We start from the raw sequence: 25,260 nt of genomic DNA on the forward strand, positions 1-25,260 counted from the left end.
TGAATCAATTAATTGAAACTTCACTGATGAGTGAAGGGATGATGTTTACATGAAGAAAACACCAAAATCTCAAAAGAATCGAAAAGTGCTGAATCATTATTCAGCATGGAAGTATGTCGTGCTCATTACGACAATCCTTGTTTTAACGCTGAGTGCTATCCCAACATGGTTTGGTGAGCAGCCATCCATTCAGGTATCGTTTGCTGATAATAGCAATAGCGCGATGTCTGTCGTTCAGCTTGACCAGTTACTAAAAACAAACCACATTCCAGCCTCTAAGATCATTGAGAAAGATGGCAAAACGACCATCGTTTTTGATGGTGAAGATGCGCAAAGTAAAGCTCGTGCATTGTTAAACGACCAGTTGGACGATGATGACAGCATCACATTTTCTTATGTGTCTGTTGCGCCTGAATGGCTCAATGAGATGGGGTTTAGCCCAATTAAGCTTGGTCTTGACCTTCGCGGCGGTGTGCAATTCTTACTGAACGTCGATGTGAACAAAGCTTTTGAAGAGCAACGCGATGCTTTAGTCGATGAAATTAAAGCGAGTTTGCGAGAGCAGCGTATTCGTGGTGTTCAAGTTCGAGCAGAAGCGCATAATCACATTGCCGTAAACAGTGATAACGAAGATGGTTTGAAAGCTGCAAGTCAGTTCATTCGTCAAAACTACCCTGGCTGGCAAATGACAAGCTCTGACCGTGGTTTTGAACTTCAACCTAGCGAACAGAATATTCAAGAGTTCCAAACGACGACACTTCAACAAAACTTGAAGATCATGCGCGGTCGTATCGAAGAACTGGGTATTACAGAAGCATTAGTTCAGCGCCAAGGTAAAGAGAGTATTCGTATCGAATTACCGGGTGTTCAAGATCCAGCGCAAGCGAAAAACGTGATAGGCGCAACCGCAAGCCTTGCGTTCTATGAAGTAAAAGATGCGGGTCAAGCACGCAGTAGCCAAGATCTTGTTCTTCAAGATAATGATGGCCGCACCGTCATTCTAGCGAAACGACCTGTATTGACTGGTGAGCACATTGTTAATGCGCGTGCTGGTATCGATCAGATGGGCATGTCCGAAGTTAACATTTCTCTTGACCACGCTGGTGGTAAGAAAATGAGCGACTTCTCTGCGACACACATTGGCAAACCAATGGCGACGGTTTACCGCGAATACAAAACAAATGAACGTGGGATGACAGAACGCAGCGAACGAGTGATCAGTGTTGCTACGATTCAATCTCAGTTAGGCAGTCAGTTCCGCATTACTGGTGCGGGTAGCATGGATGAAGCGCAAGAGCTTGCTCTATTGCTTCGTGCAGGCTCATTAACAGCGCCAGTCACTATTGTTGAAGAAAGAACGATTGGTGCTTCATTAGGCGCGGAAAACATTCAAAATGGTTTCGCTGCTCTAGCGCTTGGTATGGGTCTGACTCTATTGTTTATGGCGGTTTGGTACCGACGCCTAGGTTGGGTTGCAAACGTAGCACTATGTGCAAACATGCTTTGCTTACTTGGTCTAATCGCCTTGCTTCCTGGCGCGGTTTTAACACTTCCTGGTATTGCCGGTCTGGTATTGACCGTTGGTATGGCGGTTGATACGAACGTCATTATTTTTGAACGTATTAAGGACAAGATGCGTGAAGGTCGTAGCTTCGCACAAGCGATTGACCTCGGCTTTGACAGCGCATTTGCGACCATCCTTGATGCCAACATCACAACCATGATCACGGCCGTGATTCTTTATGCCATTGGTAACGGCCCAATTCAGGGTTTTGCACTCACATTGGGCTTGGGTCTGATGACCAGTATGTTCACTGGTGTGTTTGCTTCTCGTGCAATGATCAATTTAGTTTGGGGCCGCGATGGCCGTCGTGATGTGAGGGTTTAATCATGGTCGAAATGTTAAAGCATAATATTCGTAAAATTCGTTATTTCACTACTTTTGTCTCGGTAGTACTGACAATCATTGCTTTGGTTGCACTTGGAGTAAAAGGGCTGAACCTTGGTCTAGACTTTACTGGTGGTATGGTTACCGAAGTAAAAGTTGATAAGCAATTGACTAATCATGATTTATTGAATGCTTTGCAACCAAAGCTAGGTGAGTCTACGTCGGTGACGCGTTCAGGAGAAGATGGTCGTTGGCTGATCCGTTACTCTGCTCCAACTGATGGTCAGTCAGTACCCAACGTTGCAGATGTTCTAAAGCCGATTTCCCATCAAGTTGAGGTGGTGAGCAACAGTATTGTTGGGGCACAAGTAGGGCAAGATCTGTTTGAACAAGGTGGTTTAGCACTGCTTGTTTCAGTACTGACGATTTTGGGTTATTTGTGTTTCCGTTTTGAATGGCGCTTAGCGAGCGGTTCACTGTTTGCATTGGCTCACGATGTGATCCTTGTGCTTGGCTTCTTCGCACTAACGCAGATGGAGTTTAACTTAACCGTATTCGCGGCAATTCTGGCTATCCTTGGTTACTCATTGAATGACTCAATCATCATTGCAGACCGAATTCGTGAGTTGTTAGTCGCTAAACAGAATTGGAAAACCGAGCAAATTAACGATGAAGCGGTACTAGCAACGTTTTCTCGTACCATGGTGACATCAGGTACAACGTTAATCACCGTTGGTGCGTTATGGATTATGGGCGGCTCAGCATTAGCTGGCTTCTCTACCGCGATGTTCATTGGCGTGCTTTCAGGTACGTGGTCATCAATATCAATTGGTACGGTTTTACCTGAATGGTTAAAATTAGAACCAAAGCATTATTTGCCGGTGGAAATCGATACCGCACCATAGCGGTGAAAGTATAAGGGAAAAGTGCATGCGCCACTCATTTGAGTGGCGTTTTTTTTGCTTCATTGTTGTGCTTTCTGCACTAAATCAAAGCAAAGGAAAAATCTATATTTCAGAGATATAGTCCAAATGAAAGATGTAAATAAGGATGTATAAATTTAATTTAAATATAATTCATTAAATATTTATAAGGCATTCATTTAAAATTTACTATGGTAAATATTGTACTGGAATATGAATATTGGAGTAGTTATAAAGTGCAGGCGAATAGAGTAATCATCCAAATTTTTGGCGACGAAGATCCTTAGTCAATAATGAATGTAACAGCACTTAATTTCTTTGTAACTGCATGATCATCCGGGCTTTTTTAAGCTTAAATATAAGCGGTAATTTTTGTTTTTTCTTATGAAACAACACATTGCGAAGAATTAACAAGGGTGTAACATTTCAGTGTTAGTGAGATCTAAATCAATCTTATGCAAATGAATTAGATTTTTATTTGAAATGTAATAATTCTTCGTTAATTTAAAATAAAGGCAGCAATGGAATTGTTGTTGAAATAATAAATAACACGTTAGTTGGCAAAAAAATTGCCTTAGTCTTAGTTCGCTATCATTAAAGCCGTAAAGAATGGAGTCTTCAATGAAGAAAGTTGCGTTGATCACGGGATCAAAAGGTGGAATTGGCTCAGCCATTACTTCTCAATTAGTTGATGATGGTTTCCGAGTAGTCGCTACATACTCGACAGGAAATTATGAATCAGCACAAAAATGGTTTCACGAAAAAGCATTTGATAAAGAGCAGGTTCGTTTATTTGAGTTAGATGTGACGGATACTGAGGAATGTGCAGATAAATTAATTCAACTACTTCAGGAAGAAGGGACGATTGATGTCGTTGTCAATAACGCAGGTATCACCCGTGATGGTGTGTTTAAAAAAATGACGGCACAAGCATGGAATGATGTCATAAACACCAACCTAAACAGCTTGTTTAATGTGACCCAACCCGTCTTCTCAGCGATGTGTGAGAAAGTGGTGGTCGTATCATTAATATATCGTCAGTGAATGGATTGAAAGGGCAGTTTGGTCAAACCAATTACTCTGCGGCAAAAGCGGGGATGATCGGCTTCTCGAAAGCTCTGGCTTATGAGGGAGCGCGTTCGGGGGTGACCGTAAATGTGATTGCACCGGGTTACACAGGTACGCCGATGGTTGAAAAAATGAACCCAGAAGTGTTGGAGTCGATTACCAGTCAAATACCTATGAAGCGACTGGCTTCGCCTGAAGAAATTGCAGCATCGGTTAGCTTCTTAGTAAGTGATGCGGGCGCTTATATCACTGGCGAAACATTGTCAGTGAACGGCGGCCTACACATGAACTAAGGAGAAGTAACATGGAAAAAGTGTATATCGTTTCGGCAAAACGCACGCCAATTGGTGCATTTGGTGGCAGTTTAAAAAAGAAATCCGCAGGTGAACTTGCTGCGGTTGCGATTAAAGGCGCATTAGAGGCAGGTGCGGTCCCTGTGAATCACGTAGATGAAGTTATTGTCGGTAATGTGATTGGTGCAGGACAAGGAATGGGAATCGGGCGTCAAGCGGCATTGCTTGCAGGCATCCCAGAATCTGCCCCTGCCTATGGTGTCAATATGGTTTGCGGAAGTGGCATGAAAACCGTTATGGATGCGGTGACTCATATTCGAAGTGGCGATGCGCAAGTGGTCGTGGCAGCAGGCGTTGAAGTCATGTCGCAAATTCCATTCATTGTGCCAAGCAATATCCGGGATGGTAACCGTATGGGTAATATGGAGCTTAAAGATCTTCTTATTAGCGACGGATTGACAGACGTATATAACCAATACCACATGGGGGTTACCGCTGAAAATGTAGCGAAAGAGGTCGGTTTATCGCGTCAGCAACAAGATGAGTTTGCTCTTTCTAGTCAACAAAAAGCGGTAGCGGCTATTGAAGCGGGCAAATTTAAAGATGAAATTGTTTCCGTTGAAGTAAAGCAGCGCCGAGAAACCGTATTGTTTGATACCGATGAGTACCCTAAAGCAAACGCCACGTTAGAGGGCTTAAGTAAGCTTCGTCCCGCTTTCGATAGAGAGGGGACGGTGACGGCGGGGAATGCGTCTGGTATCAATGACGGCGCAAGTGCGATGGTTGTTGCCTCTGAAAGTGCAGTACAAGCGTTAGGTTTAACCCCAATTGCAGAGATTGTGAGTTATGCACAATCAGGTTTGGATCCAAAAGTGATGGGGTTAGGGCCTGTCGAATCGGTCAATAAGGCACTCAACAAAGCAGAACTCACGACTGCAGATATTGATATCTACGAATTAAATGAAGCGTTCGCAGCTCAGGCGCTTGGCGTTATTCATCAACTTGCAGCGACGAATAACGTTTCAGTGAACTCTATTCAAGACAAAGCAAATCCTAATGGTGGCGCGATTGCTTTAGGCCATCCTTTAGGTGCATCGGGTAATCGCATTTTGGTTACGTTAGTACACGAACTTCAAAAACAGAACGGTCAATACGGTGTTGCCTCACTTTGTGTTGGTGGCGGTATGGGCACTGCAATGATTGTAAGAGCAGTTAAGTAATTATTTAAACGGACATTTAAATTTTATTAGGAGATAAACTATGTACACTGATTTCTTCAAGACATTTAGCGATCAAACAGAAAAAAATCTAGAACCATACCTAAAGTTCAATAAGTTGGTGACGAAGAACGTCGAAGTGTTGACAGAGCTTCAATTGAACGCAATTCGTACCTACAGTGAAGTCGGCTTAAACCAAATGAAAGCGGCATCTGAAATCAAAGATGTCACTTCATTGACGGCATTTAATAGCCAGCAGTTGGGTGTGCTAACAAAGCTCTCTCAGCAAATGATGGACGATAGCAACAAGCTGCAAGCGATCGCAAAAGAGTTTAAAGATGATGTTGAAAAAATGACTTCGGACAATCTAAAGACGGTTACTCCTGCGTAATTGTTCATTTTACGCCGCCCGAGTATGAGGCGGCGTTTTTTTATCCGAATATAGGAGTAAGACTATGTTTCAACACTTCTTTTCGGACTATCTTGTTAAGCTTCAAGAAACCAATCAACAGTGGTGGCATGATCTCGAAGTCAACAAGGCAGTCGTGAATTCTCCTTTGAACAAGGCAATGCAAGAAGTGAATCTCGAGGACACTGCTAAACTGTTTGAACAGATCGCAAATCAGCCAGCTGCTATCTTAAAGTTACAAGCACAATGGTGGGAGCAGCAACTTCAAATCTGGCAAAACGTGGCTTTAGCAGGTAATCAATCACAAATTATCGAAGCTGAAAAAGGCGACAAACGTTTTTCAAATGAAGCGTGGCAAAATGAGATCATGTATAGCTTCATCAAGCAATCTTACCTTTTGTTTAGCAAGACTTATCTAGAAACGATAGAGTCTTTAGATGGGTTAGATGAAAAAACCAAAGAACGTATCGTATTCTTCTCTCGTCAGGCCATTAATGCGCTTTCCCCATCCAATTTTATCGCCACTAACCCTGAGCTGCTTAAGTTAACGTTAGAGCAAAATGGTGAAAACTTATTGAGTGGATTAGAGCAGTTGCGTGAAGACATTGAATCAAGCGCAGATATTTTGAAAGTGCGCATGACAAACAACAACGCGTTTCGACTTGGTGAAGATGTTGCGACAACTGAGGGTGACATTGTTTTCCAAAATGATTTGTTTGAGCTCATTCAGTACCGTCCTCTCACCGAAAAAGTGAATGCGACGCCACTTCTGATCGTCCCTCCATTTATTAACAAATACTACATCCTTGATCTAACGGCTAAGAACTCTATGGTTCGCTGGTTGCTCGAGCAAGGACACAGTGTATTCATGATGTCTTGGCGAAATCCGGGCAAAATGCAGGCAAACGTAGAGTTTGGTGATTATGTCACAGAGGGGGTTGTAAAGGCTGTTACAGCAATTGAAGACATCACAGGGCAAGAACAAATCAATGCTGCGGGATACTGCATAGGTGGTACAGTGCTTGCGAGCACGGTGGCATACTACGCAGCTAAACGAATGAAGAAGCGTATTAAGTCAGCAACGTTCTTTACCACGCTACTGGATTTCTCCCAGCCAGGGGAAGTAGGGGCGTATATCAATGACACCATTATCAGTGCTATTGAAGCGCAAAATAATGCCAAAGGATATATGGATGGACGTTCGTTAAGTGTCACCTTTAGCTTGCTGAGAGAAAACAGCTTGTATTGGAACTATTACGTTGATAACTACCTCAAAGGCAGCAGCCCAGTCGATTTTGACCTGTTGTACTGGAATAGTGATAGCACAAACGTGAGCGCTGCCAGCCACAACTTCTTGCTAAGAGAGTTGTATCTTGAAAACAAACTGGTTCAAGAAAAAGGGGTGAAAATTGGTGGGGTGTGGATTGATCTAAACAAGATCAAGATCCCAAGCTATTTTATTTCAACGAAAGAAGACCATATAGCCCTTTGGCAAGGAACGTATCGCGGCGCACTAAATACGGGTGGTAACAAGACGTTTGTGCTTGGTCAATCTGGTCATATTGCGGGTATTGTTAACCCACCGGCTAAGAATAAGTATGGTTACTGGCTTAATGATACGCTCGATGACTCTGCTGATGAATGGTTTGGTAATGCTGAATATCAAGAGGGCTCTTGGTGGACACATTGGAACGAGTGGCTTCAGCAATTTAATCCGAAAGAGCAGGTTGAGCAATTTCCAGTGGGTTCAGAGAACAACCCAATCATTGGTCAAGCGCCAGGCAATTACGTCAAACAGACGTTACCACTAGAAGATTCGTAACCTGTTTTATAGTGAAAGTTCCCTACACCTTAAGTAGTTATTGCGGTCTATAAATGGCCGCTTTTTTATTGTCTGCGCTAGCTTTTATCTCTTATCTCTTATCTCTTATCTCTTATCTCTTATCTTGCTTACTGTAATGGGTATGATTAGGCTTTGTCGCTAAAGAAATAAATAAAGAAATAAAAAACGCCGAGCGAGTGCTCGGCGTTGTTCGTCAACAAAATAGGCAAAAGTGCTGACTGAGTTGAGGTGTTTAGACCTCTTTATCCTTACCTAGAGAGAGTAGCCATAAAGAGATTGCTGCTACCCCCACAAAGCCGGAAAGAATAATGAAAGGCATTGCGCTGTAACCAAGGAAATGCCAGATAAAGGATTCAAGATTGCTCATTGTCTGTATTTCTCCTTATTGCCAGCCTTCAACGCCATGCATGTCCGGCAGTTTGTGTGCGATACCTTTATGACAATCTACACATGTTTTATCACCTGAAGCCAAAGCGGTTGAGTGTTGAGCTGCAGCTCGTTTACCTTGTTGTGAATAGTCCATGTAATCGAACTGGTGACAGTTACGACATTCAAGAGAGTCGTTTTTCTTCATACGTGCCCATTCACGTTCTGCTAAGTGTTCACGACGCGCTTGGAATTTCTCTGGCGTATCGATGGTCTTTGTTACGTAGTGTGCAAACAATTCTTTAGATGCTTGAACTTTACGAACAATTTTATCCGTCCATTCATGTGGTACGTGACAATCTGAACAAATAGCGCGAACACCGGAACGGTTCGAGTAGTGAATCGTTTCTTGCATTTCAGCGACGATTGGAGCGTGACAGCCAGAACAGAATTCTTCTGTGTTGGTCGCTTCCATACCCGTGTTGAATGCGCCCCAAAACAGAAGACCACCAGCAAAGCCTAAGAATAAAACCACACCAGCGGCCGCTTTACTCGGGCTCGACAGTCTCTTCCAAAACGCTTTAAGTATTTTCATAAGTAACCTCTTAGTACTCGCGTTTCAATTACTGAAGCGAATCGACTGCCTTAAACTCGTTTTCCACTAGTGGAGTAGCACTTGTTTGTGGAACGTGACATTGCAAACAGAAGTAACGACGTGGCGACATATCTGCCAGTACTGCGTCTTCACGGTTTACGTAGTGTGTAACACTGATCTTAGTCGCGCCTGCATCTTTCGCATTTTTCCAGCTGTGACAGGCTAGGCATTTGTTTGCGTTTAAAGACACTTCGTAGTTACGGATGCTATGTGGGATCAACGGCGGTTGATAAACAAAGCTATCCGCAACGATTTGGTCCTTTGGAAAGTCTTTGAAATCATCGGCAGGACGCGTGTCTTCAAGTTGCGTCGCGCCTCGCAGTGAATTCAGACCACCAGTGCCTCCTGGATTATCCAGTTCAGCCTGTGCAACGCCAGTCAATAAAGCACCTACAGATAAAAGTGCGATAAGGTATTTTTTCATCATTTCATCTCCGCCTTATGGCTTTAATTCTTTTTTAGGCCGCCGAGCAGACGGCCTTTGCGTTCGTTATTTGACGGTTAAGCAACTTTGGTGATTTTGACTGGACACTTCTTAAAGTCTGTCTGTTTAGACAGAGGGTCCGTCGCGTCAAGGATCAACTTGTTAATCAAAATACGGGCATCAAAGAATGGTACGAATACCAAGCCTTCAGGTGGACGGTTACGGCCGCGAGTTTCAACGCGAACACGTACTTCGCCACGCTTGTTAGCAAGCAGAACTTCTTCACCACGACGTACATTACGTTTTTTCGCGTCAGCAGGATGCATGTATACAACGGCATCCGGTACGGCTTTGTAAAGCTCTGGTACACGACGAGTCATCGTGCCAGTGTGCCAGTGCTCTAAAACACGGCCTGTACATAACCACATGTCGAATTCTTCGTTCGGCACTTCTGGTGGTGCTTCGTATGGGGCAGAAATGATTTTCGCTTTGCCATCGGCATTACCGTAGAAGTCCCAGCCTGAACCCGCTTTCGCGTAAGGGTCTGAGCCTTCTTTAAAGCGCCATTGCGTTTCTTTGCCATCAACCACTGGCCAGCGTAGACCACGTACTGTGTGGTAAACATCGTAAGGTGCCAAATCGTGACCGTGACCACGACCAAATGTCGCGTATTCTTCGAACAGACCTTTCTGTACGTAGTAGCCGAAGTGGTGAGCATCGTCGTTCATCTCACGCGCTTCTTCGATAGGGAACTTGTCGACTTGACCATTTTTGAACAGCATGTCGTACATAGTCTTACCGCGGTACTCTGGCGCTTTTGCAAGTAGCTCTTCTGGCCACACTTCTTCCATCTTGAAGCGTTTCGAGAACTCCATTACCTGCCATAGGTCTGACTTCGCCTCACCAATAGTGCCGACTTGTTGGTACCACGCTTGAGTACGGCGCTCAGCATTACCGTAAGCACCTTCTTTCTCAATCCACATTGCAGTCGGAAGGATAAGGTCAGCCGCTTGCGCTGTTGCTGTAGGGTATGGGTCAGATACAACGATGAAGTTTTCTGGGTTACGGTAACCAGGAAGACGTTCAGCGTTGATATTCGGACCTGCTTGCATATTGTTGTTACATTGAACCCAGTAACAGTTCAGCACGCCGTCATGCAGCATACGGTCTTGCAGTACCGCGTGGAAACCAGGTTTTGGTGGGATAGTCCCCTCCGGTAGCTTCCAGATGTCTTCTGCGATCTTACGGTGTTTAGGGTTAGCAACCACCATGTCTGCTGGTAGACGGTGCGCAAACGTACCAACCTCACGAGCCGTACCACACGCTGATGGCTGACCTGTTAGTGAGAATGGACTGTTACCCGGAGTCGCAATCTTACCGGTTAGTAGGTGGATGTTGTAAACCAAGTTGTTCATCCATACACCACGAGTATGTTGGTTCATACCCATCGTCCATAGAGACATCACTTTCGTATTTGGATCGGCATATTGCTTCGCAAGCTCAATCAGTTTTTCTTTCTCTACACCAGAGATTTCAGATGCTTTCTCTACCGTGTATGGCGCAACTGACTTTTTGTATTCTTCGAATGAGATAGAAGTCAGTTTGCCAGAGTTCGGGTTCTTCGCCGCTTTTTGTAGCGGATCATCATCTCGTAGACCGTAACCGATATCCGTGTCTGCTTGAGTGAAGTTGGTGTGCTTATTCACGAAGTCCCAGTTCACGGCATCGTTTTCGATGATGTAGTTTGCGATGAAGTTAGCAATCGCAAGGTCAGACTGAGGATTGAAAATGTAGCCGTGGTCTGCCAATTCAAATGAACGGTGGTAGTAAGTCGAAAGCACGTTCACTTTTACGTGAGGGTGACTTAGACGACGGTCAGTAATACGAGTCCAAAGAACAGGGTGCATTTCTGCCATGTTTGAACCCCAAAGAACGAAAGCATCTGCGTTCTCGAAGTCATCGTAACAGCCCATGGGCTCATCGATACCAAATGCACGCATGAAGCCTACTACCGCAGACGCCATGCAGTGACGTGCGTTCGGGTCAATGTTGTTAGAACGGAAACCCGCTTTCATCATTTTAGCAGCAGCGTAACCCTCCATTACGGTCCATTGACCAGAACCGAACATACCGATGCTTGTTGGACCTTTCTTCTCTAGAGAGGCTTTCCATTTTTCAGCCATGATGTCGAAAGCGGTACCCCAAGATACAGGAGCGAAGTCGCCGTCTTTGCTGTATTTGCCGTCTTTCATACGCAGAAGAGGCTGAGTTAGGCGGTCTTGACCGTACATGATCTTAGAAAGGAAGTAACCTTTGATACAGTTAAGGCCTTTGTTTACTGGTGCTTCAGGGTCACCCTGAGTTGCTACCACTTTGCCGTTTTGTGTACCAACAAGAACAGAACAGCCTGTACCACAAAAACGACAAGGCGCTTTGTCCCATGTGATTTTGGTTTGATCAGAGCTTGCAATCAGATTGGTTGCAGAAGCTGGTAGTGTAATACCTGCGACAGCAGCAGCTGATGCAGCCGCGTTTGCTTTCACAAACGCACGTCTTGTCATTTTCATACTTCACCCTCGATTTGGGAATGTTGTGTTCCAGTGTCTTTTTCGTCCATTTCTTCTAGCCCAGTTTCGATTTGGTGATAAACCAGTACTGTGCTCAAGACATTCGGTAAATTATTAATCTCATCGATAGTGTCGGTGATGAAACCTTGATTCTCGGTTTCTAGCACCACCACAATTTTGCCTTCTGGGCTGTCACCGTAGATTTCTGCGTTTTCGTACGCTTCAATCTGGGTTTTGATCTCAGCCAGATGTTCAGGCAGAACATGGACTACCAGACTTGAAATGTGCACTTCGTTTAGTGACATACATCTCTCTCGTTTTATTGCCTTTTGCGCCGACCACTGACGGCTAGGCTGTTATATTGCTCACATTGATGGATGAAGTCGGGCACACTGAAACGCAGGCGCCGCAGCCGTTACACTCATCAAGGTCTAAATTTGGTTGTGCAACTTTGCCAAGTTCTAACTTGAACTGAATTGCCATCGGGTCGCACATATCCCCACAACTTCGGCATTCGACATTTTGTTTTGCTAAACAGTTATCGTTGATGTTCGCCTTTGCCTGCCAAGGTTGCTCGGCCTCTGCTAGGAATAGTGGCTCTGGACAAGCCTCCGCACATTGGTAACAAAAGGTGCATTCATCAATAGAAAAATCGACAGCAGGAAACCCACCATCGCTTTTGGTTATGATCTTAGTTTCACAAGCCTCGATGCATTTACCACAGCGCGTGCAGCCATCGGTGAATTGAGAAGATTTTGCTAACCAAGGGAGACGAACGGAATTCTCGGTTCGCAATTTTCGTGCAAAGAGTCTTCGTTTAGAAAGGTCTACCACTTACACACCTCAATAATTGAAACTTAAATCAAGCATAGCCCACAATGTCATTAACAATCTGTCATTTACGCTCATGAAATTGTAGTTTTTGACATATATCTATAAATACCTCTTAGGAGGTAATTAGGATGCTATCTTGTTTTGGATCAATAAATTCCGACGCAGGTGATCACATATTGATAAAGTTGAAAGATAATGTGTTCGGGCTATTCCCCAAACATGGTTATCAAAAGAGCGGAGTTCTGAGTTGTTTAAAAATGTGAAAAAGTCGGTAACGCGTACGATCGCGTCAGCCATGATGTTAATTTTGCTTCTTTCCGTGGCGACAACTGGCTTTGCAATTTTTACCCTAGCCTCGAGTTTGAATGATGCAGAAGCGGTGAATGTCTCAGGATCGATGCGTATGCAGAGTTACCGTTTAGCGCATGATATTCAGAGCGAATCTGTTGATTATTCTGCACATATTGACTTATTTGAAGAGTCTATCTATTCACACTCGATGCGTGCACTTCAACATTGGTCCGTACCAGATGACATAACCCAAGACTATTACCGACTGATTCTTCGTTGGCATGAACTTAAGTCGGTACTCAAGAGTCAAGACAGGGATCAATATTTGGTACTTGTTGCTGGCTTTGTAAAGCAAATCGATGGGTTTGTATTTAAGCTGCAAAATTATTCTGAGCAAAAGCTGATTAATTTGGCGTGGATTGGTGGTTTAGGTCTTGGGGGGATCCTATGTGTGAGCATGTTTGTGGTGCACTTTGTTCGGTTAGAAGTTGTAAAGCCATTACGTGCTTTAGTCTTTGCTAGTGAACAGATAAAGGATCGTTCATTTGATGTATCGCTGAATGTGTCGAGTGATAACGAAATGGGGATATTGACCCGAACCTTCAACCGAATGGCCAGTGATTTAGGAAAGTTGTACCGGGGTTTAGAACAAGCGGTTGATGAAAAAACACGAAAATTGCAGCATGCGAATCAATCACTTCAAGTGCTTTATGACTCATCGAAAGAACTGACGGCCTCACGAATAAATCAAGATAACTTTCAAGCGATATTGCAACATATCGCCAGTTTAGAAGGCATTCGTGCAGTCAAGCTCGAAATTGACCAAATCGACGAACCCAACTGGATTTTGACTGAGGGGGACAGTTGTTGCCACGAATGCGATAGTGAATGTCACAGTAAAGTGCTCACGCTTGACGGCCAACATCTTGGCTATCTGCATTGGAAAGTGGGGTTGCCTTGCCCCAATGAATCGCTTATTGATAATTTTGTTCAAATCTTATCTCGTGCGGTATATTACAATCGAGCGCAGCGACAAGCCGAGCAGTTATTGTTGATGGAAGAGCGTGCAACCATTGCCCGCGAGTTGCATGACTCTCTGGCACAGGCCTTATCTTATCTGAAGATACAGGTGTCGTTGCTGAAGCGTAGTGTGAGGAATATTCCAGATGAAAAAGCGATCGAACAAACCAATCAAGTGATCGCTGAACTCGATACGGGTCTTTCGGCTGCGTACACTCAACTACGTGAGCTGTTGACGACTTTCCGTCTCACGATAAAAGAGGGCAGTTTTGGTCAAGCGCTCAAAGAAATGGTTTCTACATTAGATGACCAAACAGAAGCGAATATTTCGTTGAATAACAGACTCTCTTCAACAGAGTTAGACGCTCATCAACAGGTGCACTTGCTACAGTTGATCAGAGAAGCGACAATTAATGCGATCAAGCACGCTAAAGCGAAGAATATTGAAATTCAATGTCTTGATTTTGATGGGAAAGTCACAGTGACCGTAGTAGACGATGGCATAGGCTTTGATCAGCAAGACGAAAAACTAAATCATTATGGTATGAGCATTATGCAAGAGCGAGCGGCTCGGTTGCATGCTGACCTCAAAATTGAGGCTGCAACAAATAGTGGTTGTACGGTAAGACTAGAATTCCAACATAGTAAGGAAGTAAACATTGACAGTGTGTAAAGTTATGCTGGTGGATGATCACCCACTCATGAGACGTGGTATTCAGCAGCTTCTCAGTTTTGAGCCAGAATTTGAAGTTATCGCAGAAGCAAGCAGCGGTGCAGATGCGGTCGCAAAGGCGCATGAACTTGAGCTGGATTTGGTGCTTCTTGATCTTAATATGAAAGGCATGTCTGGCTTAGACACGCTTAAAGCTTTGCGCGCAGATGGCTGTGAGGCTCGAATTGTGATTTTAACGGTATCTGATAGCCCATCAGATATCGAAGCTATTGTACGCAGTGGGGCGGATGGTTATCTGTTAAAAGATACTGAGCCAGATGAACTCGTTGAGTTGCTTAAGCAAGCGCATAAGGGAGATAAAGCGTATAGCCAAGCCGTGGCAAAGTATTTGGATGAACGAACTGGACAAGAGGATGTGTTTGATACGTTGACTGATCGTGAGACACAAATTCTCCAAGAAGTGGCTCGTGGTTTCCGTAATAAACAGATTGCTGACCGTCTGTTTATCTCCGAATCAACAGTGAAAGTACACATGAAAAGCCTGCTTAAGAAACTAAAAGTACCGTCACGCACAGCGGCGACGGTGCTCTATTTAGAGCGATTTGGTGAGCTGAAATAGTATCAGAATAAAAAAACCGCCAATCGGCGGTTTTTTTAATTGTCAGGGCGGATTGAATACAAATCACTGTTGTATTTGCCACACGCCAAAAAGTATTGATGTGCCGCTTTTTTATTTTCCGCGACGACTTTCATACTGTGCATTTTTCCCTGTTCGAAATAGAGAATCTCGTATTCCACACTGGTATCTAGTTGCTCAGCAGCAGCCATGCTACGCCTCCATAAACTATCCTGATGTCAAATATGCAATTTTTATACCATTTATGGAATGGTGTTTTGTTCGATTTGTCGTCAAAAAATGCGTTGTTACTCACCTTTTTGCGAATGGTTGTGATCAAAAAGTTAATTTAAGACTCTATATACTATAAGAGCGGCAATCGGATATTGCCAGCTAGGCGTAAGTTTGCCGCAATAATTGAGTAATGAATCGAGCAAAGGGCAAACCAACTTAGCTAAGTGAGTAAAGTCACTGAGTAGAAAAAGCTTAAAGTAGCAAGGTAGCCATAGAATTGGGGAAACCAAGTTGAAAGTGGCAATAAACTCAAAGTAGTAATAAACCCAAAGTAGTAAGCGTGGGCCATTGTTGATAGACGCCATTTTTGATAGGTAACATTGCGGGTAGGCAATGAGAGTAAAGTGAAATTTGTAACATGGAGTATGGCGAGTCATGAAGTTTAACATTGGCACAAACAGAGTATTTCGTCTCAGTTTCTTGGTTCTGATACTCATACTACTTGGCGGCTGTGCGAAGAAGTTGCTTTACAGCAATATTGATTGGGTTGTGATTGAGTATTTGGATAATTATGTTTCTCTTGATGGTGAGCAAGAGTCACTATTAGAAGAACGTGTGTTGCTGTTGGCGGATTGGCACAAAAAAGAAGAACTTCCTAATTATATCAGCCACTTGAAAGAGTTAGAAAACTTACAAGAGAAAGACATCACGATAGAAGCACTCGAACAAAATCGGGAAAAGATTAGAGCGCATTATGAGCGGCTAGTTGCTAAAGCGGCTCCGGAGTTGTTTTCATTAAGTATGTTGCTTACGGAAAAGCAGGAGAAAGAGTTCCTTGATAATGTACAGGAGCGCTACCAAGAACGTAATGAGAAATACTTAGGTAAGTCTGATGAAGAAATTAGAGGGATGATCTTTGAAAACACCGAAGAATGGATGGAAGATTGGATTGGCAGCGTTACAAAAGAGCAAAAAGCACGGGCAAAATTGCTAGCGGGGCAAGTGGTAATTAATAGTGAATATTGGCGAGACTACCGCTCTACCATTCATCAAGAATTGGTCGCCCTTTTTGACAATAAGTCAAATAATAGGCTTTACCAACAATCATTTATGCAGCTTCTTTTTGAACCGGACAGCTATTATAGTGACCAACTTAGTAAAAATATTGAGCAGAATATGCGACTTACTGACCAATTTACCGTCGAGATAGCACAATCTATGTCTGATAAACAGTGGCGTCATTTCCAACACAAAGTGAGGGAGTGGCGAGTATTGGCGGAAGAGCTCGCAAATTGAAAGGGAGCTCATCCTTTCTTTGCTTTTCAATAAAAAAATGATTCAAAGCAAATTCTTATTGCTCTAGGAGCGTAACATGATTCGTCGAACCATGTTGGATAGGCGACTCGCGTTCTAAATAAGAGGCGTGTTTACGCTTTCACCCAAAGTAATGAGAATAATTATGAAGCATTTAGTAGAACGATTTCTTCGCTATGTCACGTTCGACACTCAATCTAATCCCCATGAAATGGCATGCCCTAGTAGCAAAGGACAGCGTGTATTTGCAGAGTTCTTAAAAAAAGAAATGATTGAGCTAGGCTTAAGTCAGGTAACGTTGAGTGATAATGGTTACCTGATGGCGAAACTGCCGTCTAATGTCGATTATGCGGTGCCTGCTATTGGCTTTATTGCACACATGGATACTGCACCAGATGCCTCCGGAAAAGACGTAAACCCACAGTTTATTGAAGACTATCAAGGTGGTGATATTGCTTTAGGGTTAGGTGAGGAAGTGCTTTCTCCTGTTCAATACCCAGATTTGCATGAGCTTCACGGACACAACCTTATCACGACAGATGGCACAACGCTTCTTGGTGCGGATAACAAGGCAGGCATTGCTGAGATTCTTTCTGCTGTAGCGATGTTAATTGAAAACCCAGAGATACCGCATGGAGATATTTGCATTGGGTTTACGCCAGATGAAGAGATTGGCCGTGGTGCAGATCTGTTCGATGTAGAAAAATTTGGTGCGCAGTGGGCCTATACCGTTGACGGTGGGCCGCAGGGTGAACTTGAGTACGAAAACTTCAATGCGGCAAGCGCTGATGTTATTTTCCATGGCGTTAGTGTTCATCCAGGAACGGCGAAAGGAAAGCTCGTAAATGCAATGAATTTAGCTGCAAAATTCCAAGTACAAATGCCTCAAGACCAAACACCAGAAACCACAGAGGGCTACGAGGGCTTTTTCCATCTTAAATCTGGTGAGTTAGGCGTGGCTTACAGTGAGCTTGGTTACATCATTCGCGACTTTGACCGCGAGGGTTTAGAGAGTCGTAAAGCATTCATGCAGAAGTTGGTTGATGAAATGAATGCAGATCTTAAGCACGGCTCGGTAGAGTTGAAGTTGAGTGACAGTTACTACAATATGCGCGAAATGGTCGAGCCATATCCCCATATTATCGATTTGGCGAAATGTGCGATGGAGCAGTGTGATGTTGAGCCGATTATCAAGCCAATTCGCGGAGGTACGGATGGGGCTCGATTGTCGTTTATGGGCTTACCTTGCCCAAATATCTTTACTGGTGGCTACAATTTCCATGGGATTCATGAATTTATTTCTGTTGAAATGATGGAAAAGTCAGTTCAAGTTATTGTGAAAATTGCAGAGTTGACGGCACATAAATACCGTTAATCCATCATTCAATCTAAACAAAAATAGCCCTTTTTAGGGCTATTTTCTTACTTGCTGTTATCGCCTTGCGAAGATCACAAAGCGAATGCTAGCGAGCGTTTTGATCTTTCAATTCATCAATAGGTAGCCAATCGACTTCAACACCTGCTTGATCAAACATATCTTGGCTAACTTGAATTTTGTCACCCCAACGAGATAAAAAATCTTCACTTTGCTCTGGGCAATGAACTCTTGATATTCCCGTTTGAATGATTTTGGCTGCACAGTTTGGGCATGGAAAATGTGTTACCCAAATATCACATCCATCTAAATCACGCTTCGAGAACAAAATCGCGTTCTCTTCCGCATGCAGTGTTTTTAGGTACTTGAGTTCGCGCTCATCTGTATCGACACTGTCTGATACGCCATGTGGATAACCGTTAAAACCAACAGATACAATACGGTTTTGCTTGGTAATTACCGCGCCAACTTGAGTTGATGGGTCTTTGCTCCAAGACGCAACCAATTCTGCCATTTGGTTAAAACGTTTCGCCCATTTAGAAGTCATATTTTCCTCTCGGTCGAAAGCTGTAAATGATTTGCATCATAACGCATTTTTTTTAAAAGAATAGGCAAATTGTTTATTCACGTGTTTAAGCGAGAGTTTTAATCTGTTTTAGCTAAATTAACGCAGAATAATTGCAGAGATAAAAGAGGCCTTATTGACCAATATCGGTTCCATCAATCTCTTAAAAAAAGCATTCATAACAATGATAATTTTCATGTTTTCATTATTAATTTTTCGGTCAATCATCATTAATTCATCTGTATTTACGCAATATTTGCGAGTGGTTTCATCATATTACACTTTGAAACACTTTCCTTTGTTTACCTTGAAGTTTTCGGACAAAGCACACGGTAAGGTTAGGGTATTTTTTAATAAATCCTGTTCTATAAAGACGGTATATACATGCAAAAGAAACCACTTGTCGCATTCATGGCGGCTACGGCTATCCTCGCAGGATGCGGAGAAGCAACCAATGCTCAAAAGGGAGGTCAAGCGCCTCTTGTTGTGACTCAGGATGTCGCAATCATCGATTATCAACCTAGTAAGTCATACATTGGTCGTATTGGCGCAGTCGAAGACACCAATATTACTGCTCAAATCTCAGGCTATCTTGAAGCTCGTCATTTTGAAGAAGGGCAAATGGTTGAAGAAGGGCAACTATTGTACTCAATAGAGCCCTCGTCTTTTGAAGCGCAAGTGGCAAGTGCTAAAGCAGCGTTAGCCCAAGCAAAAGCCGCATTGAAGAAAGCAGAACTTGACCATGAGCGAGGGAAGAATCTATTACCACGTGGTAGTATTTCTCAATCTGAATTTGACGCACTTACCGCAACGCTATTAGGTGGACGCGCGGAGCTCGAGGCTGCAAATGCTCAATTGAAACTTGCCGAAGTCAATCTTTCTTATACGCAAATTCGAGCGCCATTTAGTGGACGAATTAGTGATAGTAAAGTGAGTACTGGTGATCTTGTTTCACCGTCTTCCGGTGTTTTAACCACATTGGTGAGTTTGGACCCTGTTCATACATCATTTAGTGTCAGTGAACGCGAACGCCTCTCACTCGGAATGGATCGCATAAAGGGCGATGGAAGTACTGAGTCCAATGGTGTCGAAGTTCAGTTAGAGCTTGAAAATGGTGAATATTACCAACATCTTGGCAAGTTGGATTTTTTAGGAAATCGAATCAACACCCAAACCGGTACGATAGCGATGCGTGCATTGGTGCCTAACCCTGAGCAGCAGCTTTTACCGGGTCAGCACATCAAAGTAAACCTGCGTGATAAAAATGCACAAGATGTGACAGTGGTTCCCCGCCGTGCAGTACAAACCGACCTTGAGGGTAACTTCGTTATGATCATGACGGAGGGCAATATCGCAGAGCGAAGAAATGTGTCACTTGGTGCACAAGTAGAGCAGGGCATCATTATCACGGAAGGTTTAGAGCCGGGTGATACCGTTATTACACAAGGTTTGCAACGTGTAAGAAATGGTGTAGAAGTGCGTGTTCAAGCGCCTGCTGAAGATAAACAGTAGGAGGCGGAATGTTAAGTCGTTTCTTTATCCAAAGACCAAAGTTTGCTCTGGTTATCTCGATTATTTTGACGTTGGCTGGTGCCATCTCTCTCGCGATCTTACCAGTAGCAGAATATCCCAAAATTAGTCCTCCATCAGTGAGTGTGACGGCATTCTATACGGGCGCAAGTGCTGAGGTAGTTGAACAGGCGATAGCCGACCCCATAGAAACCTCTGTAAACGGCGTTGAGGATATGATCTACATGTCTTCAAAGAGTGCGAACGATGGTTCTTACAGCCTAAACGTGACCTTTGATGTTGGTACAGACCCTGATATGGCTCAGGTGAACGTACAAAACCGAGTATCGCAGATTGAGTCGAAACTGCCTCAAGAAGTGCGCATGGTCGGTGTCACGGTGAAAAAGCGCTCGCCTGATTTGTTGATGGTACTGAACTTTTATTCACCAGATGGTAAGTACGACGACAAGTTCTTGATTAACTACATCAATCTTAATGTGAAAGATCAGCTTGCTCGTGTGAAAGGCATCAGTGAAGTTAACGTTATCGGTGGTGGTGAATACGCAATGCGAGTTTGGTTGGACCCTGAAAAAATGGCCAATCTAAACTTAACGACAACAGATGTCTATGCGGCATTGGCGGAGCAAAACGTTCAGGTAGCGGCGGGCCGTGTTGGTGCTGCGCCATACAATAATCCACAAGAAGTCCAGTTCAACTTGGTGACTAAAGGTCGTCTAGAGAGTGTCAGTGAGTTCGAAGATGTGGTTCTTCGTGCGAATTCAGATGGCTCTACGGTGTACTTGAAAGATGTGGCTCGTGTCGAGCTTGGTAAGAAGTTCTACGACGGCAACGGTAAGTTCCGTGGTCAAGATGCTTCGATCGTAGCGCTCTCACTTCAATCTGATGCGAACGCACTAGAAAGTGGCCAAGCGGTGATGGATTTACTTGATCGCTTGAGCGTCAACTTCCCAGAGGGAATGGCCTACGAAACCAGTTACGATACGACGGTCTTCGTTGCTGAGTCGATTAAGGGAGTAGTGAAGACGCTGATTGAGGCGATTTTACTGGTTATTGCCGTGACGTATTTGTTCCTTGGTAGCGCGCGTGCCACTTTGATCCCAGTGGTTGCGATTCCGGTGTCTTTGATTGGTACGTTTGCGATCATGCAGGCAACCGGATTTACCATAAACACGGTGACTTTGTTTGGCTTGATCTTAGCCATCGGTATTGTTGTAGATGATGCAATTTTGGTTATCGAAAACGTCGATACCACAATGGCAAAAGATCCGACGATTTCACCGCGAAAAGCGACGTTGTTGGCGATGAAGGAAGTAACCGGTCCAATCATTACGTCGACCTTGGTTCTTCTCGCGGTATTCTTGCCAGTTGCCATGCTGCCGGGTATTACGGGGATTATGTATCGTCAGTTCGCATTGACGATCTGTATCTCGGTCGTGATCTCGTCGATTAACGCGTTAACGCTTTCTCCTGCCTTATGTTCACTGGTGTTGAAGCAAGGTGGTGGTAATACTGCGAACTGGTTCCAAGCGTTTAACCGTGGCCTTGAGCGCGTGACAACTCGCTATGGTCAAATCGCGGGTTTCTTGGTGAAGAAGTCGTTACTGCTGATCACGTTCTTCTTCGTTGCGGTGGCAGCCGTTGCGTTTTTTGCAAAGACGACGTCAACGGCGTTTGTACCTCAAGAAGATAAAGGCATTCTGTTAGTTAACGTTCAACTTCCAGACTCTGCATCGCTTTCTCGTACAGAGGAAGTGACGAATGACTTGATGAAGATGGTTGAGCAAGAGCCGGGTGTCGATGGCGTTACAGTTGCCAATGGTTACTCATTCATGACAGGTGCAGCGGCATCCAATGGCGCGTCTTTGTTTATTAAGCTTCATGACTGGGACACGCGTAATGGTTTATCGGGGGAACACTCTGCTAACGCAATTGCGAACCGTATCAATGGTCGTGCTGCAATGGAGTTGCCACAAGCAATCGTCTTTGCTATGGGACCACCTGCAGTTCCGGGTATGGGTGCAGCATCAGGCTTTGAATTTGTATTAGAAGATACGTTAGGTCGCAGCCGTACTGATCTGTCAATGGTGATGGGAGAAATGATCCAGGCCGCTAACCAAGCACCAGAAATTGCCTATACATTCAGTACGTTCCGTGCAAATGTGCCTCACTACTATGTCGACATCGATCGTGAAAAAGCACAACAGCTTGGTATTCCATTGTCGTCGATCTTCCAAACGCTACAGGGTAACCTTGGTTCGCTGTATGTGAATGACTTCACTATGTTTGGTAAGAACTTCCGAGTAACGATGCAAGCAGACAGTGAGCACCGCAGCAGCATGGAAGATCTTGAGCGTTTCCACGTTCGTTCTTCTGGCGGCGAGATGGTGCCACTAAGCACGCTAGTGAGTTATGAGCAAGTGTTCGAACCGGATGTTGCGTGGCGTTACAACATGTATCGCAGTGCAATCATCCAGGGTCAGCCAGCCCCGGGATACTCAAGTGGTGATGCGATCGCTGCAATGGAACGAGTTGCAGCAGAAGTGCTACCGCAGGGCTACACCTATGAGTGGACAGGCATGGCTTACCAAGAGGTGTTAGCAGGTAACCAAGCTATTTATGCGTTTGCATTGGCGCTGATCTTCATCTACTTGTTTATGGTCGCGCAGTATGAGAGTTGGAGTATTCCTCTCGCGATTATTCTTGTTGTACCAGTGGCAACGTTAGGCTCATTCCTCGCACTGAATCTAACAGGTACTCCGCTTAACTTGTATGCGCAGATAGGTCTCGTGCTACTCATCGCGCTCGCGGCGAAAAACGCAATCCTAATTGTGGAGTTCGCTAAACAAGAGCGTGAAGAGAAAGAGGTTGATATTGATAGTGCGGCAGTACAGGGCGGTAGACTTCGTTTCCGTGCGGTAAACATGACTTCTTGGTCATTCATCTTGGGTATCTTCCCATTGATTTTTGCTGCCGGTGCAGGTCACGTCAGTCAAAACTCATTAGGTATCTCTTTGATTGGCGGCTTATTGTGTGTGCTTTTAGCGGGTACTTTCTTGATACCAGGCTTCTATGCATTGGTTCAAAGACAGCGTGAAAAAATTCATGGCGGCAGCACGAAACTGATTCCTCTTGATGACGAATAAATGCCAGTTTATTGGTGTTATATCGCTTTTACGATAGGTACTGTTTTTAGAGATAAATACTGCTTGTTAGTGATAAATATTGGCTAAGTAAAGGTATTGCCTAAGATAAAGGAAAGCCCGAAGCATAATAGCTTCGGGCTTTTATCTACTTGGGCTCAGAGGTTTGTATTGGTGCTGAGCGATGGTGAATACTTGTTCTACACGTCGCGAGTTTTGAACTCAGCGACCGCATCATCCATTTGATGAGCCTGCGCAGAGACCGCATTCACCTCTTGTAAACACTCTTGAGCAGAGTGCATATTGCCTTCTGAAATGACGTTTAACTCAGTAATAGAATCGCTCACTTGATTCATCACAATGCCTTGTTCTTCAATTGCAGAGGCGATGCGTTCAGAATTGCCCTGAATAGTCTGCATGTCAGCAATGATTTGTTGCAAACTCGCATCTAGCTTTTCAGATGCATCTAACGTTTGTTGGCCTTGATTGTTACATTGGTCAATATCAGACACGACCATCGACATTTGTGATTGAATGTCGGACACCACGCGCGTGATCTCTTCTGTTGATTGATGGGTTCTGCTTGCCAGAGCTCGAACTTCATCAGCCACTACGGCAAAACCTCGACCTTGCTCACCAGCTCGAGCGGCTTCAATGGCTGCGTTTAATGCAAGTAGGTTGGTTTGTTCAGCAATCTCTTGGATGATGTTTACCGCCCCACCAATCTTGTCGACATGCTCGTTCAAAGAACCAATGGATTGCTGGCTGTTTGATAGAATGCCAGTTAACTGACTCACATTGGTTACGGTGGTCTCTACAACCGCACGACCTTGTTCTGCGTTGTTTGCCGCTTGGTGTACCCCTTCAACTGCGACAGAGGTACTTTCAGAAATCTCACCGATGGTCGCTACCATTTGTTGTACAGCCGTTGCCATCGAGGATGTGTGATCAGCTTGCGTGTGAAATTGCACCATTACTCCCTCAAGTTCACGGTGCATATTATCTGTACTCGCTGAAAGTTGTGATGACTTCTCTTGTGTATCGTGAATAAGGTTCTCAAGTTTATTCAATAGGTCATTTAAGTGGTGACCAATATCTACCAGTTCATCTTTACCTTCTAGTTCCGCACGTAGCCCCATATTGTTGCTTTCGCTGATCGTCTTAATGGTGATCAGTAAACTCGTCACTCTTTGGTTAATTGAACGAGAGATCTGCGTGATGAGAGCAAAGATAGTGAGCAATACGGTTCCGGTGATTCCTTGCTTAACAAGTGTATTTTGTTTATCGCGTGCGTTAGCTGCGGTGTTTAGTGCATCAGAAAACGACTTAAATTGTTCTTCAACCGTGTGGGAAAGCGAACGAGTCTCACCCAATAAGCCTTTCTTATATGAAATGCCAATAAGCTGTTTCTGCGCGGCAAGTTGTTTTCCATGCGCTATCAAAGCTGGTGCATTCAGGCTTTCGATTAGGTTCTCATCCGCATAACCGGCTTTTGTTTGTTCATCAAACTTATCCAGTGCTAGTAGTTGCTGCTGGTTGGCATTGTCTATCGCATGCGATAGGGCTTGCTCATAATCTCGTTGAAGGCCACTTTTGCTATCGAGGCCATAATGCTGATAGGCAGCAACAAGGTTTTGAAAACCTACTTGGTAGGCAACGAGGTCTTGCTTGAATTGACGACTAGAAGGGAGTTCATAATGATTGAGTATGCCGGCTAATTCATTTTCAATGGTAAGAAATTTGTCGACATTATCGTCAAATTTTCCGAGGTACTTATCGTCACCGCGCAGCAAAAAGTCTTTTTCATTGCGGCGTAAATTTAAGAGACGAATTTCTAAATCACCAACAAGCTTGATGGCATGGTTTAGCTCTTGGCTTTGATTGGCAAAATGTGAGGATGTACCCAACAGGGCAACGATGCCAAAGATAGCGATCGCTCCCAAGAAGTAGAGCTTTTTCCTAATAGTCATAAGTGCGTCCTGAATAATTGACTGAGATGAGATCCCAATAAGGAA

Annotated in this window: 20 protein-coding genes and 1 pseudogene; 12 read left to right on the plus strand and 9 right to left on the minus strand. The window is 44.1% G+C overall.

The window, feature by feature from the left end:
- The first annotated feature begins 49 nt into the window (after nucleotides 1-49).
- The 6 genes and pseudogenes from secD to phaC all read left to right on the plus strand — a co-directional run bounded on the left by secD (nucleotide 50) and on the right by phaC (nucleotide 7,620).
- Entirely contained in the window at nucleotides 50-1,888 is a 1,839-nt protein-coding gene (gene secD, locus KHN78_RS14985) for a protein translocase subunit SecD (RefSeq protein WP_211916810.1), read from the plus strand.
- Between the two features lie 2 nt (nucleotides 1,889-1,890).
- On the plus strand, nucleotides 1,891-2,793 hold the full coding sequence (secF, locus tag KHN78_RS14990; protein WP_128813125.1) for a protein translocase subunit SecF: 903 nt from the start codon (nucleotides 1,891-1,893) through the stop codon (nucleotides 2,791-2,793).
- Nucleotides 2,794-3,432: 639 nt separating this feature from the next.
- Nucleotides 3,433-4,172, plus strand: a pseudogene (locus tag KHN78_RS14995) (SDR family oxidoreductase).
- 11 nt (nucleotides 4,173-4,183) lie between these two features.
- Complete coding sequence (locus tag KHN78_RS15000; RefSeq protein ID WP_211916812.1) at nucleotides 4,184-5,392, plus strand: acetyl-CoA C-acetyltransferase; 1,209 nt, start codon at nucleotides 4,184-4,186, stop codon at nucleotides 5,390-5,392.
- A 40-nt stretch (nucleotides 5,393-5,432) separates the two neighbouring features.
- A complete protein-coding gene (locus tag KHN78_RS15005; RefSeq protein WP_128813122.1) occupies nucleotides 5,433-5,780 on the plus strand; it encodes a phasin family protein in 348 nt (115 codons plus the stop codon).
- Nucleotides 5,781-5,844: 64 nt separating this feature from the next.
- On the plus strand, nucleotides 5,845-7,620 hold the full coding sequence (gene phaC / locus KHN78_RS15010) for a class I poly(R)-hydroxyalkanoic acid synthase (protein WP_211916814.1): 1,776 nt from the start codon (nucleotides 5,845-5,847) through the stop codon (nucleotides 7,618-7,620).
- Nucleotides 7,621-7,873: 253 nt separating this feature from the next.
- Here the strand turns inward: phaC and KHN78_RS15015 are convergent, their stop codons facing one another.
- The 6 genes from KHN78_RS15015 to napF form a co-directional block, all read right to left on the minus strand.
- On the minus strand, nucleotides 7,874-8,008 hold the full coding sequence (locus tag KHN78_RS15015) for a TIGR02808 family protein (RefSeq protein ID WP_082038710.1): 135 nt from the start codon (nucleotides 8,006-8,008) through the stop codon (nucleotides 7,874-7,876).
- A 15-nt stretch (nucleotides 8,009-8,023) separates the two neighbouring features.
- Complete coding sequence (locus KHN78_RS15020; protein ID WP_128813120.1) at nucleotides 8,024-8,602, minus strand: NapC/NirT family cytochrome c; 579 nt, start codon at nucleotides 8,600-8,602, stop codon at nucleotides 8,024-8,026.
- Nucleotides 8,603-8,630: 28 nt separating this feature from the next.
- A complete protein-coding gene (locus KHN78_RS15025) occupies nucleotides 8,631-9,086 on the minus strand; it encodes a nitrate reductase cytochrome c-type subunit (protein WP_211918813.1) in 456 nt (151 codons plus the stop codon).
- Between the two features lie 77 nt (nucleotides 9,087-9,163).
- A complete protein-coding gene (gene napA / locus KHN78_RS15030; RefSeq protein ID WP_211916816.1) occupies nucleotides 9,164-11,653 on the minus strand; it encodes a periplasmic nitrate reductase subunit alpha in 2,490 nt (829 codons plus the stop codon).
- The gene (locus tag KHN78_RS15035; protein WP_211916818.1) at nucleotides 11,650-11,958 is read right to left on the minus strand and encodes a chaperone NapD; all 309 of its coding nucleotides are present in this window, start codon (nucleotides 11,956-11,958) and stop codon (nucleotides 11,650-11,652) included. The genes napA and KHN78_RS15035 overlap by 4 nt, the downstream gene beginning before the upstream one ends.
- A gap of 43 nt (nucleotides 11,959-12,001) precedes the next feature.
- The gene (gene napF / locus KHN78_RS15040) at nucleotides 12,002-12,487 is read right to left on the minus strand and encodes a ferredoxin-type protein NapF (RefSeq protein WP_211916820.1); all 486 of its coding nucleotides are present in this window, start codon (nucleotides 12,485-12,487) and stop codon (nucleotides 12,002-12,004) included.
- A 247-nt stretch (nucleotides 12,488-12,734) separates the two neighbouring features.
- Here napF and narQ point away from each other — a divergent pair, with 247 nt between their 5' ends.
- Both narQ and KHN78_RS15050 read left to right on the plus strand, forming a co-directional pair.
- Nucleotides 12,735-14,471, plus strand: coding sequence for a nitrate/nitrite two-component system sensor histidine kinase NarQ (gene narQ, locus KHN78_RS15045; protein WP_211916822.1), 1,737 nt, complete (start codon nucleotides 12,735-12,737; stop codon nucleotides 14,469-14,471).
- Nucleotides 14,458-15,090, plus strand: coding sequence for a response regulator (locus tag KHN78_RS15050; protein WP_223917807.1), 633 nt, complete (start codon nucleotides 14,458-14,460; stop codon nucleotides 15,088-15,090). Before narQ ends, KHN78_RS15050 begins: the two co-directional genes overlap by 14 nt.
- Before the next feature lie 35 nt (nucleotides 15,091-15,125).
- Here the strand turns inward: KHN78_RS15050 and KHN78_RS15055 are convergent, their stop codons facing one another.
- Complete coding sequence (locus tag KHN78_RS15055) at nucleotides 15,126-15,299, minus strand: RNA helicase (RefSeq protein WP_128813114.1); 174 nt, start codon at nucleotides 15,297-15,299, stop codon at nucleotides 15,126-15,128.
- Between the two features lie 457 nt (nucleotides 15,300-15,756).
- On the opposite strand from KHN78_RS15055, the gene KHN78_RS15060 reads away from it, so the two are divergent.
- Nucleotides 15,757-16,617, plus strand: coding sequence for a DUF6279 family lipoprotein (locus tag KHN78_RS15060; RefSeq protein ID WP_211916824.1), 861 nt, complete (start codon nucleotides 15,757-15,759; stop codon nucleotides 16,615-16,617).
- Between the two features lie 163 nt (nucleotides 16,618-16,780).
- Complete coding sequence (pepT, locus tag KHN78_RS15065; RefSeq protein ID WP_211916826.1) at nucleotides 16,781-18,010, plus strand: peptidase T; 1,230 nt, start codon at nucleotides 16,781-16,783, stop codon at nucleotides 18,008-18,010.
- An 88-nt stretch (nucleotides 18,011-18,098) separates the two neighbouring features.
- On the opposite strand, the gene KHN78_RS15070 is transcribed toward pepT, so the two are convergent.
- Nucleotides 18,099-18,557, minus strand: coding sequence for a dCMP deaminase family protein (locus KHN78_RS15070; protein ID WP_128813112.1), 459 nt, complete (start codon nucleotides 18,555-18,557; stop codon nucleotides 18,099-18,101).
- 402 nt (nucleotides 18,558-18,959) lie between these two features.
- On the opposite strand from KHN78_RS15070, the gene vmeY reads away from it, so the two are divergent.
- Complete coding sequence (gene vmeY / locus KHN78_RS15075; protein ID WP_211916828.1) at nucleotides 18,960-20,087, plus strand: multidrug efflux RND transporter periplasmic adaptor subunit VmeY; 1,128 nt, start codon at nucleotides 18,960-18,962, stop codon at nucleotides 20,085-20,087.
- A gap of 8 nt (nucleotides 20,088-20,095) precedes the next feature.
- A complete protein-coding gene (gene vmeZ / locus KHN78_RS15080) occupies nucleotides 20,096-23,248 on the plus strand; it encodes a multidrug efflux RND transporter permease subunit VmeZ (RefSeq protein WP_211916831.1) in 3,153 nt (1,050 codons plus the stop codon).
- Nucleotides 23,249-23,445: 197 nt separating this feature from the next.
- Here the strand turns inward: vmeZ and KHN78_RS15085 are convergent, their stop codons facing one another.
- Entirely contained in the window at nucleotides 23,446-25,215 is a 1,770-nt protein-coding gene (locus KHN78_RS15085; protein WP_211916833.1) for a methyl-accepting chemotaxis protein, read from the minus strand.
- Nucleotides 25,216-25,260: the final 45 nt, after the last annotated feature.

The organism is Vibrio sp. B1REV9 (genome assembly GCF_905175395.2).
Taxonomy (GTDB): Bacteria; Pseudomonadota; Gammaproteobacteria; order Enterobacterales; family Vibrionaceae; genus Vibrio; species Vibrio alfacsensis.

Excerpts from the sequence above, each read along its gene's own strand:
- secD (WP_211916810.1), top strand. The coding sequence starts at position 50 with ATGAAGAAAACACCAAAATCTCAAAAGAATCGAAAAGTGCTGAATCAT.
- secF (WP_128813125.1), top strand. The coding sequence starts at position 1,891 with ATGGTCGAAATGTTAAAGCATAATATTCGTAAAATTCGTTATTTCACT.
- KHN78_RS15000 (WP_211916812.1), top strand. The coding sequence starts at position 4,184 with ATGGAAAAAGTGTATATCGTTTCGGCAAAACGCACGCCAATTGGTGCA.
- KHN78_RS15005 (WP_128813122.1), top strand. The coding sequence starts at position 5,433 with ATGTACACTGATTTCTTCAAGACATTTAGCGATCAAACAGAAAAAAAT.
- phaC (WP_211916814.1), top strand. The coding sequence starts at position 5,845 with ATGTTTCAACACTTCTTTTCGGACTATCTTGTTAAGCTTCAAGAAACC.
- KHN78_RS15015 (WP_082038710.1), bottom strand. The coding sequence starts at position 8,008 with ATGAGCAATCTTGAATCCTTTATCTGGCATTTCCTTGGTTACAGCGCA.
- KHN78_RS15020 (WP_128813120.1), bottom strand. The coding sequence starts at position 8,602 with ATGAAAATACTTAAAGCGTTTTGGAAGAGACTGTCGAGCCCGAGTAAA.
- KHN78_RS15025 (WP_211918813.1), bottom strand. The coding sequence starts at position 9,086 with ATGAAAAAATACCTTATCGCACTTTTATCTGTAGGTGCTTTATTGACT.
- napA (WP_211916816.1), bottom strand. The coding sequence starts at position 11,653 with ATGAAAATGACAAGACGTGCGTTTGTGAAAGCAAACGCGGCTGCATCA.
- KHN78_RS15035 (WP_211916818.1), bottom strand. The coding sequence starts at position 11,958 with ATGTCACTAAACGAAGTGCACATTTCAAGTCTGGTAGTCCATGTTCTG.
- KHN78_RS15055 (WP_128813114.1), bottom strand. The coding sequence starts at position 15,299 with ATGGCTGCTGCTGAGCAACTAGATACCAGTGTGGAATACGAGATTCTC.
- KHN78_RS15060 (WP_211916824.1), top strand. The coding sequence starts at position 15,757 with ATGAAGTTTAACATTGGCACAAACAGAGTATTTCGTCTCAGTTTCTTG.
- pepT (WP_211916826.1), top strand. The coding sequence starts at position 16,781 with ATGAAGCATTTAGTAGAACGATTTCTTCGCTATGTCACGTTCGACACT.
- KHN78_RS15070 (WP_128813112.1), bottom strand. The coding sequence starts at position 18,557 with ATGACTTCTAAATGGGCGAAACGTTTTAACCAAATGGCAGAATTGGTT.
- vmeY (WP_211916828.1), top strand. The coding sequence starts at position 18,960 with ATGCAAAAGAAACCACTTGTCGCATTCATGGCGGCTACGGCTATCCTC.
- vmeZ (WP_211916831.1), top strand. The coding sequence starts at position 20,096 with ATGTTAAGTCGTTTCTTTATCCAAAGACCAAAGTTTGCTCTGGTTATC.
- KHN78_RS15085 (WP_211916833.1), bottom strand. The coding sequence starts at position 25,215 with ATGACTATTAGGAAAAAGCTCTACTTCTTGGGAGCGATCGCTATCTTT.